This is a genomic window from Pantoea sp. MBLJ3 (assembly GCF_000816655.1).
In the GTDB taxonomy this organism is placed as follows: domain Bacteria; phylum Pseudomonadota; class Gammaproteobacteria; order Enterobacterales; family Enterobacteriaceae; genus Pantoea; species Pantoea eucalypti.
Genome location: NZ_JSUT01000005.1, coordinates 151,586 through 163,712, shown reverse-complemented (window position 1 = coordinate 163,712; position 12,127 = coordinate 151,586). Strand labels below are relative to the sequence as shown.

At 56.8% G+C, this 12,127-nt stretch carries 10 protein-coding genes; 4 read left to right on the top strand and 6 right to left on the bottom strand.

Annotated elements, in window-relative coordinates; translation table 11 throughout:
- Window positions 1–36: 36 nt before the first annotated feature.
- Window positions 37–378 (top strand): arsenate reductase (glutaredoxin), encoded by a 342-nt coding sequence (arsC, locus tag NP77_RS07185; protein WP_008926552.1) that lies wholly within the window; start codon window positions 37–39, stop codon window positions 376–378.
- Here arsC and hda read toward each other — a convergent pair.
- The 3 genes from hda to upp form a co-directional block, all read right to left on the bottom strand.
- A complete protein-coding gene (gene hda, locus NP77_RS07180; protein WP_033743385.1) occupies window positions 375–1,082 on the bottom strand; it encodes a DnaA inactivator Hda in 708 nt (235 codons plus the stop codon). The genes arsC and hda overlap by 4 nt on opposite strands.
- 102 nt (window positions 1,083–1,184) lie before the next feature.
- Window positions 1,185–2,468 carry a uracil permease gene (uraA, locus tag NP77_RS07175; protein WP_039659555.1) on the bottom strand — a complete coding sequence of 428 codons (1,284 nt, stop codon included), beginning with the start codon at window positions 2,466–2,468 and terminating at the stop codon, window positions 1,185–1,187.
- 137 nt (window positions 2,469–2,605) lie between these two features.
- Window positions 2,606–3,232: a uracil phosphoribosyltransferase gene (upp, locus tag NP77_RS07170; protein WP_003848753.1), complete on the bottom strand. Its 627-nt coding sequence runs from the start codon at window positions 3,230–3,232 to the stop codon at window positions 2,606–2,608.
- A 229-nt stretch (window positions 3,233–3,461) separates the two neighbouring features.
- Here upp and purM point away from each other — a divergent pair, with 229 nt between their 5' ends.
- Together purM and purN are read left to right on the top strand one after the other, a co-directional pair.
- Window positions 3,462–4,502: a phosphoribosylformylglycinamidine cyclo-ligase gene (purM, locus tag NP77_RS07165; RefSeq protein WP_003848745.1), complete on the top strand. Its 1,041-nt coding sequence runs from the start codon at window positions 3,462–3,464 to the stop codon at window positions 4,500–4,502.
- A complete protein-coding gene (purN, locus tag NP77_RS07160; RefSeq protein WP_039659553.1) occupies window positions 4,499–5,137 on the top strand; it encodes a phosphoribosylglycinamide formyltransferase in 639 nt (212 codons plus the stop codon). The genes purM and purN overlap by 4 nt, the downstream gene beginning before the upstream one ends.
- Before the next feature lie 280 nt (window positions 5,138–5,417).
- Here purN and pstB read toward each other — a convergent pair whose 3' ends face one another.
- Genes pstB through NP77_RS07145 form a run of 3 tightly spaced genes read right to left on the bottom strand, consistent with a single transcriptional unit; the run spans window position 5,418 to window position 9,916 of the window.
- Complete coding sequence (pstB, locus tag NP77_RS07155) at window positions 5,418–6,185, bottom strand: phosphate ABC transporter ATP-binding protein PstB (protein ID WP_003848740.1); 768 nt, start codon at window positions 6,183–6,185, stop codon at window positions 5,418–5,420.
- A gap of 12 nt (window positions 6,186–6,197) precedes the next feature.
- Window positions 6,198–7,832 carry a phosphate ABC transporter permease PstA gene (gene pstA, locus NP77_RS07150; RefSeq protein WP_039659552.1) on the bottom strand — a complete coding sequence of 545 codons (1,635 nt, stop codon included), beginning with the start codon at window positions 7,830–7,832 and terminating at the stop codon, window positions 6,198–6,200.
- A complete protein-coding gene (locus tag NP77_RS07145; RefSeq protein ID WP_039659551.1) occupies window positions 7,829–9,916 on the bottom strand; it encodes an ABC transporter permease subunit in 2,088 nt (695 codons plus the stop codon). Before NP77_RS07145 ends, pstA begins: the two co-directional genes overlap by 4 nt.
- 150 nt (window positions 9,917–10,066) lie before the next feature.
- Here NP77_RS07145 and ppk1 point away from each other — a divergent pair, with 150 nt between their 5' ends.
- Window positions 10,067–12,127 carry a polyphosphate kinase 1 gene (ppk1, locus tag NP77_RS07140; protein WP_003848735.1) on the top strand — a complete coding sequence of 687 codons (2,061 nt, stop codon included), beginning with the start codon at window positions 10,067–10,069 and terminating at the stop codon, window positions 12,125–12,127.

Here is a 12,127-nt window from a genome sequence, read left to right as displayed (position 1 = left end):
AGCACGTCGCGAACAGAGAAGAAAGGAGAGTCAGAGATGGTGACGATTTATCACAACCCGCGCTGCAGCAAGAGCCGCGAGACACTGGCGCTGCTGACTGCCCGCGGAATTGAGCCGGATGTGGTGCTCTATCTGCAGACGCCGCCCGACCGCGAGACGCTGCAAATCCTGTTACAGAAACTGGGTATGCAGAGCGCACGCGAGTTAATGCGAACTAAAGAGGCGATCTACAGCGAGCTGGCGCTTGACGACAAAGGTGAAAGTGCGCTGCTGGATGCGCTGGTAGAGAATCCGGTGCTGATTGAAAGGCCGATAGTGATCAATGGCGATAAGGCGCGGATTGGCCGCCCGCCAGATGCGGTGCTCGACATTCTTTAAAGGCCGAGCGTCTCTTTAACAAAGGGAATGGTGAGTTTGCGCTGGGCGCTGATCGAGGCGCGATCAAGACGATCCAGCGTATCAAACAGCGTGCGCATTTCACGATCGAGTCGCTTCAGCAGGAAGCGACCTACATCTTCAGGCAGCTCAAATCCGCGTAACCCGGCACGCAACTGCAACGCCTGTAATTTATCTTCATCAGAAAGCGGCTGCAGGCGATAGATTTGCCCCCAGTCAAGGCGCGAGGCGAGATCGGGCAGCTGAAGATTAAGCTGGCGTGGCGGACGATCGCCGGTGATAAACAGACGCGTGTTACCGGTTTCCAGAATGCGGTTATAGAGATCGAAGATCGCCATTTCCCATTCCGGCTCGCCTGCAATGCACTCGATGTTATCGATACAGACCAGTGACAGCTGCTCCATCCCTTCCAGAACGTCCGGAACAAACCAGGTGCGTTTATCCAGCGGAACATAGCCCACGGCTTCACTGCGCGCGGACATTTCGGCACACGCGGCGTGCAGCAAATGGCTCCGCCCACCGCCTTCGCGTGACCAGAAGTAGAGATAGCTGCCATGTTGTTGGTTGAGCGCGCCTTTCAGGGCGGCAATCAGCGACGGGTTTTCCCCCGGCCAGAAGCTGGAGAAGGTTTCATCGTCAGGTAAATAGAGTGGCAATGACAATTGTGCCGGCGTGTTCAGAAGCACCTCAGCAAGAGAACAAGCAAAAAATCGGGGGAAGTCTAACACAGTTTTCAGAAAGAGATGAATGGGGCGTCCCTGCCCCGGATCCTGTCAGGCTCGCGGCGATCACTGCTCGCGCGGTTCTTCAGCCTCCAGCACCACTTCTTCAGGTCTGAGCAGCGAGATAACCCGGAAGATCAATGCCAGTCCGACACCGACGATCGTCGCCAGCGCCATGCCTTTCAGCTCCGCTGCGCCGATATGCACTTTCGCCCCGCTGACCCCGATGATCAGGATCACCGAGGTGAGGATCAGGTTCTGCGCTTTGTTGTAATCGACTTTGGATTCGATCAACACCCGGATACCGGAGGCGCCAATGACCCCATACAGCAGCAGCGACACACCGCCCATAACCGGAACCGGGATCGCCTGGATCACCGCCGCCAGTTTGCCAACGCAGGAGAGCAGAATCGCCAGAATCGCTGCGCCGCCAATCACCCATGTGCTGTAGACGCGGGTAATCGCCATCACACCGATGTTTTCACCGTAGGTGGTGTTGGGCGTGGAACCAAAGAAGCCGGAGATGACGGTCGATAAACCGTTGGCGAACATTGAACGATGCAGACCGGGGTCGCGAATCAGATCTTTCTTCACGATATTGGCGGTGACCACCAGATGACCGATATGCTCGGCAATCACTACCAGCGCCGCAGGCAAAATCGTCAGCATCGCTACCCACTCAAAGCGCGGCGTATAAAAGGTCGGCAGTGCAAACCAGGGCGCTTTGACCACGCCGCTCCAGTCAACGATGCCCATAAACGCGGAAAGCAGATAACCCGCCACGACCCCGACCAGAATCGGGATGATCGCCAGGAAGCCACGGAACAGCACGGAACCGAAAACGGTTACCGCCAGCGTGACCAGCGAGATCAGCACAGTTTTACTGTCGGGCGTACTGCCTTCAGCAGGCAGCAGGCCCGCCATATTCGCGGCCACACCCGCCAGCTCCAGACCGATGACGGCGACAATTGCGCCCATCGCCGCCGGAGGGAACATCACATCAAGCCAGCCGGTTCCGGCGCGTTTGACAATCAGCGCCACGATGCAAAACAGCACGCCGCACAGAATAAACCCGCCCAGTGCGACCTCATAACCCAGCGGCAATAACAGCAGCACCGGCGAGATAAAAGCAAAGCTCGAACCCAGATAGGCGGGAATTTTGCCTTTACAGATAAAGAGATAAATCAGTGTGCCGACCCCGTTAAACAACAGCACTGTCGCCGGGTTGATGTGAAACAGAATGGGTACCAGTACCGTGGCACCAAACATGGCAAACAGGTGTTGCAGGCTGAGTGGAATGGTTTGCAGTAACGGCGGTCGTTCACTGACGCCAATGGCGCGACGAGTCATCATTTATCCCCTTATTTTTTCCCCGACGATTCGGGCCTCAGGCACAGCAGCAGGCACGCCGGTGCGCCTTGCGGCAGGCCGAATCCGTGGGGTGTTTTTTGCCAAAAAAAAGCCGACTCTCTGGTCGGCTGTGCGTTTTATTTGGTTCCGAAAATTTTGTCCCCGGCATCGCCGAGCCCGGGAATGATGTAACCCTTTTCATTCAGTCCCTGGTCCACTGACGCGGTATAAAGCTCGACGTCAGGATGCGCTTTCTCCAGCGCGGCAATCCCTTCTGGTGCAGCAACCAGAACCAGCACTTTGATGCTGGTGCAGCCCGCTTTCTTCAGCAGATCGACGGTGGCGATCATGGAACCGCCGGTCGCCAGCATCGGGTCAACCACCAGCGCCAGGCGCTCTTCAATGTTAGAGACCAGCTTCTGGAAGTAAGGAACTGGCTCCAGGGTTTCTTCATCACGGTAAACACCCACCACGCTGATACGGGCGCTGGGAACGTGCTCCAGCACCCCTTCCATCATGCCCAGGCCGGCACGCAGAATCGGGACCACCGTGATTTTTTTGCCTTTGATCTGGTCGATCTCTACCGGGCCATTCCAGCCCTCAATGGTGACGCGCTCTGTTTCCAGATCGGCGGTCGCTTCGTAGGTCAGCAGGCTGCCCACTTCAGAGGCCAGCTCGCGAAAACGCTTTGTGCTGATATCATGCTCACGCATCAGGCCCAGTTTATGTTTGACCAGCGGGTGTCTGACTTCCACGATCTTCATTGGTGTTCTCCCGGAATGAGTTGAGCTAAAAAAAAATCGCGGGATTATACCGCCTTTTGCGCCCTGCGCCACCTGCTCTTGCGCAAAGCCGCGGCTTTTACCGGAACAAATAGAGGATTAATGAAAATCGCCCGATGCGCAATCCCGGACTCGCAAACGTTTGCCTGCACTGATAGAATTGTCGCGCTTTATTTTAACCACCAACCGCAATTCGCGTGGGGACCTCGCAGTGACCGACAAAACCTCTCTCAGTTACAAAGACGCCGGTGTTGATATTGATGCTGGTAACGCTCTGGTTGACCGTATTAAAGGCGTAGTGAAAAAGACGCGTCGCCCGGAAGTGATGGGTGGACTGGGCGGTTTTGGTGCGCTTTGCGCGCTGCCGCAAAAATACCGTGAACCGGTGCTGGTCTCCGGCACCGATGGCGTCGGCACCAAGCTGCGCCTGGCGATGGATCTCAAACGCCACGATGCCATTGGTGTTGACCTGGTCGCGATGTGCGTTAACGACCTGGTGGTACAGGGCGCTGAGCCGCTCTTCTTCCTCGACTACTACGCCACCGGCAAACTGGATGTGGAAACCGCCTCTGCGGTGATCACCGGCATCGCCGAAGGGTGTCTGCAGTCGGGTTGTGCGCTGGTCGGCGGTGAAACCGCTGAGATGCCAGGCATGTATCACGGCGAAGATTACGACGTGGCGGGTTTTTGTGTCGGCGTGGTGGAAAAGTCAGAAATCATTGATGGCAGCAAGGTGCAGGATGGTGACGTACTGATCGCCCTCGGATCAAGCGGCCCGCACTCCAACGGCTATTCGCTGGTGCGCAAAATTCTGGAAGTCAGCAACACGGATCCACTGGCTGAACAGCTGGAAGGCAAACCGCTGGCTGATCATCTGCTGGAACCGACCCGCATCTACGTGAAAAATATCCTGAGCCTGATTGAGCAGGTCGATGTGCACGCTATTGCGCACCTGACCGGCGGCGGCTTCTGGGAGAATATTCCGCGCGTACTGCCTGACAATACTCAGGCCGTGATCGACGAAAAGAGCTGGGAATGGCCGGCGGTATTCAGCTGGTTACAGCAGGCGGGCAACGTCAGCCGTTTCGAGATGTACCGCACCTTTAACTGCGGCGTCGGCATGATCATTGCCCTGAGCCCGGCAGAGGCGGACAAGGCGATTGCGCTGATGCAGGCCGCAGGCGAGAAAGCCTGGAAGCTCGGCGTGATTAAAGCGTCGGATGCTGAAGAGCGTGTGGTTATTAACGGATGAAAAAGCTGGTTGTACTGATTTCCGGCAACGGAAGTAACCTTCAGTCCATCCTTGACGCCTGTGAAAGCGGGCAGATTCACGGCAGCGTCGCTGCCGTGTTCAGCAACCGTGCCGCCGCTTATGGCCTGACGCGGGCGCAGGAGGCGGGCATTCCCGCCCATGCGCTTGCCGCCAGTGACTTCGCTGACCGCGAAGCCTTTGATCGTCAGCTCATCACTGAAATCGACGCATACCGTCCAGACCTGATTGTGCTGGCCGGTTATATGCGCATTCTCAGCAGCGCTTTTGTGGCGCATTTTCATAATCGCCTGCTGAATATCCACCCTTCTCTGCTGCCGAAATATCCGGGTCTGCATACGCATCGTCAGGCGCTGGAAAATGGCGACAGCGAACATGGCACTTCCGTGCATTTCGTGACGGACGAGCTGGATGGTGGTCCGGTGATCCTGCAAGCCAAAGTGCCGGTCTTTCCTGGCGACAGTGAAGCGGAGATTACGGAGCGGGTGCAGCACCAGGAACATGCTATCTATCCGCTGGTGATCAGCTGGTTTGTTGAGGGTCGGCTGGAAATGCGAGACGGCAAAGCCTGGCTGGATGGTGAACCGCTGCCGCCGCAGGGCTATGCTAACGACTGATGCATGGGAAGCCAGGGCTTCTTATGAAGTACTGGCAGAGTAAAGGTTCAGGGAGCCTATGCCCTCGGTAAAGACGCAAAAAATGCTATCCATGGCAGCTCAGCGCGGACGATTACGCACCTCATCCCTGAGGTGCGCCCGTTGCCAGACCAACGCTTTGCGTTGTTCAAAAACGCCCCCGGCGTTTTTGTCCCTGGTCAGCGATGCTTTACTACAGGCATAAGCTCCCATCGCTTTGAATTCAGGAGTTGTCAGTCAGAATACCCATTTTTCCTCTCCCTCAGCCGTAGCGCCCCGTAATATAATCTTCAGTCCGTCGCTGTTTCGGGGCGGTGAAAATCCGGTCGGTCTCATCAAACTCCACTAACGCGCCCTGATGCATAAACGCTGTGTAATCTGACACGCGCGACGCCTGCTGCATGTTGTGCGTCACCAGCACCAGCGTGAAATGCTGCTTCAGTGTGGTCATCAACTCTTCAATCACCAGCGTAGAGATCGGATCCAGCGCGGAGGTCGGCTCATCCAGCAGCAGCACTTCCGGCTCAATCGCAATGGCGCGGGCAATCACCAGCCGCTGCTGCTGTCCGGTCGAAAGCGTCAGCGCATTCTGTGACAGCTGATCTTTGACCTCACTCCACAGCGCCGCCGCGCGCAGTGCCCGTTCACAGGCTTCGTTCAATACCCGCCGATCGCGCACACCCTGTAAACGCAGCCCATAGACCACATTTTCATAGATCGACTTTGGAAAAGGATTGGGCCGCTGAAACACCATACCGACCCGACGGCGCAGCGCAGAGAGATCCTGTCCGGGTTGCAGGATCGGCAGTGAATCCAGCAGCACGTCGCCCTCTACCCGGCAGTGATCAATCACGTCGTTCATACGATTAAAGCAGCGCAGCAGCGTCGACTTACCACAGCCTGAGGGGCCAATCAGCGCAGTAATTCTGTTTTTCGGCACCTGCAGAGAAATATCCTGCAGCGCCTGGCGCTCGCCATACCATAGCGACAGATGGTTAACGGTCAGCGCGATATCCGTGTCGGACGTCATAGTCATAGCCTGTTATTGAGTCATAAGACGATAGCGTTCACGCAGACGGTGGCGCAGGCCCATCGCCAGCAGATTAAGCGACAGAATAATCAGCACCAGCAATAGCGCGGTGGCAAACACCAGCGGCCGGTCAGCTTCAATATTCGGACTCTGAAACGCCAGATCGTAAATCTGGAAGCCCAGATGCATAAACTTGCGATCCAGATGCAGATAAGGAAACACTGCGTCGACCGGCAGTTCCGGTACCATTTTTACTACCCCCACCAGCATCAGCGGTGCGGTTTCACCAGCAGCACGCGCTACCGCCAGAATCAGGCCGGTCAACATGGCCGGCACCGCCATCGGTAACACCACCTTCCACAGCGTTTCCGCCTGGGTCGCGCCCAGCGCCAGCGAACCCTGACGCAGGCTGTTGGGAATACGGGATAAGCCTTCTTCAGTCGCCACAATCACCACCGGCAGCGTCAGCAAGGCGAGCGTCAGTGAGGCCCACAGCAAACCCGGCGTGCCAAAAGTGGGATTCGGCAGCGCGCTGGCGAAGAAGAGCTGGTCAAGGGTGCCGCCCACCAGCCAGACAAAGAAGCCCAGACCAAATACGCCATAAACGATTGAAGGGACGCCCGCCAGATTGACCACTGCGATACGCACCAGCCTGGTCAGCGCATTGCGTCCGGCATATTCGTGCAGCCAGATGGCGGCGATGACGCCCAGCGGCATCACCACCACCGACATCAGCAACACCATCAGCACGGTGCCAAATATCGCCGGAAACGCCCCGGATTCACTTTCACCCTCGGCGGGTGTGTCACTGACGAAACGCCACAGCTGATGCAAAAAATGTCCGGTTTTGCCGGTCAGCGTCATCGCATTAGGTTTCCAGCTGTCGACGATTTCGGTCAGCGGGATCGCATGTTCGGTGCCCTGCACATCCCGCAGAACTAACACATCGCGCTGACTCTGCAGTTGCAGAGAAGCCAGTGTCTCACTCAGTTGATTGAAGCGGCGCTGTAAGGCAGCCTGATTGGCCTGATATTCCGATTCGGCCTGCAGATCAAAGTGGCCGGCAGCACGGTTTGTGGCCGCCTGCTCATCAAGCTCCTCACGCTGGCTGTTGATGCGCGCCATCCCGACCCGGCGAATCTGGTTAGCCTGCCGCACCAGCATCTGCACCTGTCCGAGCCGCTGATTCAGCAGCGCATCGGGATCCTGCGCAGTTAACTCTTCATTATCTTCACGCAGGCCAACAAACCAGCCATAAGCCTGGCCGTGACTGCGGCGTTGCAGCACCATGATATCTGCTGGCTGGCTGACCTTCGCTGCCGTGCGACTGTAGACGACGCGGAAATCGGGTGCGTCCCAGTCACGGTTACCGGTTTTGATCAGATAGCGATTCACCTGACCGCCGCTGTTACCCTGCTCATCGGCCGGGGCCGGAAAACGTCGCTGATGTTCCAGCGTTTCGCCCAGCAGACGTGTTTCGCCGCCCTCAGGCTGACTGAACGTATAAAGGTCAACGCGCTGCGGCCAGAAAGCGCGAACGCCCTGCCACGCCAGTAGGCCAATCAGCAGCGTAAAAGCCAGCAGGCAGACGGCGACGGCACCGGCGGTTAACCAGCGCCAGCGGTCATTCTGTCGCATCGCTTTCATGCCTGCTCCTCGTGCTGGCTGTAGCGCTGACGCAGTCGCTGACGGATCAGCTCGGCAACCGTGTTAATCACCAGCGTAAACAGCAACAGCATCAGTGCGCTGAGAAACAGCACGCGATAGTGGGCACTGCCCGCTGCTGCTTCCGGCATCTCAATGGCGATATTGGCAGAGAGCGCGCGCAACCCGCTGAACATGCCACCTTCACTTTGCGGCGTATTGCCGGTCGCCATCAGCAAAATCATGGTTTCTCCTACGGCGCGTCCCAGACCGATCATCAGGGCGGCGAAAATACCGGCAGAGGCTCCCGGCAGCACGACGCGGGTCAGTGTCTGCCAGGGCGTCGCCCCCAGTGCCAGCGAGCCCTGCCCCAGTGCAGCAGGCACGCTAAACAGCGCATCTTCTGAGAGGGTGAAAATCAGCGGCACCAGCGCGAAGCCCATCGCCAGCGCAGCCACCAGCAGATTGCGCTGCTCGTAATGCGGGAGCCAGTCACCGGCATCCGGTATAAAGAGTGTGGGCAGCCACAGCGTCAGCAGCGTGACCAGCAGCAACAGCGGCAGCAGAACCATGACCTCACGGCCCGGCTGACGCCAGCGTGGTGGTAAACGCGCGCTGAATACGCCGCACAGCAGCAGCGCGCCTGCCAGCGTTAGCGGCAGCAGCAGCACACCCACCAGCGCCTGACCGATATGCGGCGCGAGCCAAATCCCGGCAATCAGCCCCACCACCACGCTCGGCAGCGCACCCATCATCTCAATGGCCGGTTTAACCCAGCGCCGCAGGCCTGGCGCCATAAACCATGCGGTGTACATCGCCGCCGCCAGCGCCAGCGGTGTCGCAAACAGCAGTGCTAAACTGGCCGCTTTCAGCGTTCCCGAGACCATCGGCATCAGGCTGAATTTGGCCTGATAGTTATCACCGGCCGCAGTCGATTGCCAGACCCAGTCGGGCCCAGGGTAGTTTTCATACCAGATCTTTTGCCAGAAATTGCGCCAGGTGACGTCCGGCCACGGATTATCAAGCCGCAGTGTCTGCCAGCTGCCCGGCCGCTCAATCAGCAGGCTGTCGCCGTGGGGAGAGAACTGCGCCTGCACAATGCCCGGCGCCAGCTGACGCTGCAGTATCGGGCCATCCTGCTTACTGGCGAACAGCCGAAGCATCCCCTGCTTACTGAGGGTCGCAAACACGCGACGTTGAGATTCCGTCACCAGAATCGTCTCGCCGTCGCTGTCGGCAAAGGTCCGGATTTGCTGCAGCCGTGGCCCCTGATCGCTGGCAATCGCAAACCACTGGGTGACACCGCGATTATCCTGGATCAGCAGGCTTTTCCCCCCCACCAGCAGATGCAAACTTTGCGGAGGCTGCGGCAGCATGTGGGTTTCGCGCAACAGTGCCCGATCATCATCAAGTTGCCAGACCCGCAGCAGATTGCCTTCAGTGGTGTAGAGCAGATCGCCGGATGGCGAGAGTGCCAGCAGATCCAGCTGACGTTGCGGAAGCGGGATAATGGATGCCTGACGATCGGTGCCCAGCGTCAGCACCCGGAGTCCGGCCTCGGTGAGAGCAGCAATGCGCCACTGGCCCGCATGACGCGTCGCCAGCGCCATCTTCGTCACCGCGCCATCAGGCAGATGGAACGGTTTGTCACCCAGTGGAAAACGCCATTGCTGGTCGGCTGTCGGCTGCATCAGCGTTAGCGCGCCCTGCATATTCAGCAACAGTGTTTGCCCATCGGCACTCTGCACGGCGTCATCGGGAGCGGGAGTCAGGGTCAGCGCCGGTTCCGCAGGCTGTCCATCCAGCGGAATAAAACGGGCCGCACCGCGTGCGCTGATTCGCCAGCCGACACTGCCCTGATTGCCCATGGCTAAAGCGGGCGCACGATCCCAGAGCTGCTGGCTGGCCGCAATTTGCAGGCCAGGCGCATTAAACAGCGGTAATACCACGCCAATCAACCAGCAGAATAGCAGCAGCATCAGCAATAGGATCGCTACGCCACAGCAGGTGACCAGTCGCCGCGTCAGACGGTCAACGGCACGACGCTTACGATCGCTGAATTGGACAGGAATGTGGTTTGCGCTCATGCGGTTCCGGTGGCAGCCTGAAATAAGCCGCTATGTTGCCCGTAGCCGATTGATAAGACAACTCCTGGCGTTGGACAACGCTGCCATACTCTCGCCATAATGTTGGTGGATACTGGATCTTCAGTCCTGCAACCGCTAAATGGAGTGAGAATGGGTCAGGTAAAGCTTTATATTGAAAAAGAATTAAGCTGGTTATCCTTTAATGAACGGGTTTTGCAGGAAGCCGCAGACAAAAGCAATCCACTTATTGAGCGGATGCGCTTTCTGGGCATCTACTCCAATAATCTCGACGAATTCTATAAAGTGCGTTTCGCCGACCTCAAACGCCGCATTCTGATTGGTGAAGAGCAGGGTTCCGCCAGTACGCCACGCCATCTGTTTAAGAAAATTCAGCAACGGGTGATGAAGTCCGATCAGGAGTTTGATGCGCTCTATAACGATCTGCTGCTGGAGATGGCACGTAATCAGATCTTCCTGATCAACGAACGTCAGCTCTCATCCAATCAGCAGGCCTGGCTGCGCCACTACTTCAAACATGAACTGCGTCAGCACATCTCGCCGATCCTGATCACCCACGAGACCGACCTGACGGAATTCCTCAAAGACGACTACACCTATCTGGCAGTAGAGATTATCCGTGGTGACCATATTCAGTATGCACTGCTGGAAATTCCGTCTGACAAAGTGCCGCGTTTCATTAATTTACCGGCAGAGCCACCGCGTCGCCGTAAACCGATGATCCTGCTGGATAACATTTTGCGTTACTGCCTGGATGATATTTTCAAAGGCTTCTACGACTACGACGCGCTCAACGCCTATTCAATGAAAATGACGCGTGACGCCGAGTACGACCTGGTTACGGAGATGGAGTCGAGCCTGCTGGAGCTGATGTCCTCCAGCCTGAAGCAGCGCCTGACGGCGGAGCCGGTACGTTTTGTCTACCAGCGCGATATGCCCGACACCATGGTGTCGCTGCTGTGTCATAAGCTTTCCATCTCTAACCTGGATTCCATTTTGCCGGGCGGCCGCTACCACAACTTCAAAGACTTTATCGGCTTCCCGAACGTCGGCAAAAACAACCTGGTTAACCGCCCGCTGCCGCAGATTCGCCACATCGGTTTTGATGGCTTCCGCAACGGCTTTGATGCGATTCGTAATCGCGACGTGCTGCTCTACTATCCATACCATACCTTTGAGCATGTGCTGGAGCTGCTGCGTCAGGCATCGTTTGACCCCAGCGTGCTGGCAATCAAAATCAATATCTACCGCGTCGCCAAACACTCCCGCATTATGGATGCGATGATCCATGCCGCCTATAACGGTAAAAAAGTCACGGTGGTGGTGGAACTGCAGGCGCGCTTTGATGAAGAAGCTAACATTTACTGGGCGAAACGCCTGACTGAAGCGGGTGTGCACGTCATTTTCTCCGCACCAGGCCTGAAGATTCACGCCAAGCTGTTCCTGATTTCACGCCGCGAAGGCGAAGAGATTGTGCGCTACGCGCATATCGGTACCGGCAACTTTAACGAGAAAACCGCGCGACTCTATACCGATTACTCATTGCTGACCGCGGATGCGCGCATCACCAATGAAGTGCGTCGGGTGTTCAACTTTATTGAGAATCCCTATCGGCCTGTGACGTTCGATCACCTGATGGTGTCGCCACAAAACTCGCGCCGGATGCTGTATGAACTGATCGACACCGAAATTGCCAATGCTCAGCAAAATAAGCCCTGCGGCATTACTCTGAAAATAAACAATCTGGTGGACAAAGGTCTGGTTGATCGGCTTTATACAGCCTCGAGCGTAGGGGTAAAGGTCAATCTTCTGGTGCGCGGAATGTGCTCATTAATTCCTGACTTGCCTGGGATCAGTGAAAATATTCGTGTCATCAGTATTGTTGATCGTTATCTGGAACATGATCGCGTCTATATTTTTGAAAATGGCGGCGATAAAAAGGTATTCCTCTCCTCCGCTGACTGGATGACGCGTAACATCGATTACCGCATCGAAGTGGCTGTGGCGATTCTCGATCCCCACATCCGGCAGCGTATACTCGACATTATTGCTATTCAGTTGAGTGATACGGTGAAAGCCCGCATCGTCGATAAAGAGTTGAGTAACCATTACGTCCAGCGCGGCAATCGTCGTAAAGTGCGCTCGCAGCTGGCCATCTATGATTACATCAAGAAACTGGAACAACCTGAATAA

What these genes read in the sequence shown, in the direction of transcription:
- arsC (WP_008926552.1), top strand. Translation starts at nt 37, where the DNA reads ATGGTGACGATTTATCACAACCCGCGCTGCAGCAAGAGCCGCGAGACA.
- uraA (WP_039659555.1), bottom strand. Translation starts at nt 2,468, where the DNA reads ATGACTCGTCGCGCCATTGGCGTCAGTGAACGACCGCCGTTACTGCAA.
- upp (WP_003848753.1), bottom strand. Translation starts at nt 3,232, where the DNA reads ATGAAGATCGTGGAAGTCAGACACCCGCTGGTCAAACATAAACTGGGC.
- purN (WP_039659553.1), top strand. Translation starts at nt 4,499, where the DNA reads ATGAAAAAGCTGGTTGTACTGATTTCCGGCAACGGAAGTAACCTTCAG.
- pstB (WP_003848740.1), bottom strand. Translation starts at nt 6,185, where the DNA reads ATGACGTCCGACACGGATATCGCGCTGACCGTTAACCATCTGTCGCTA.
- pstA (WP_039659552.1), bottom strand. Translation starts at nt 7,832, where the DNA reads ATGAAAGCGATGCGACAGAATGACCGCTGGCGCTGGTTAACCGCCGGT.
- NP77_RS07145 (WP_039659551.1), bottom strand. Translation starts at nt 9,916, where the DNA reads ATGAGCGCAAACCACATTCCTGTCCAATTCAGCGATCGTAAGCGTCGT.
- ppk1 (WP_003848735.1), top strand. Translation starts at nt 10,067, where the DNA reads ATGGGTCAGGTAAAGCTTTATATTGAAAAAGAATTAAGCTGGTTATCC.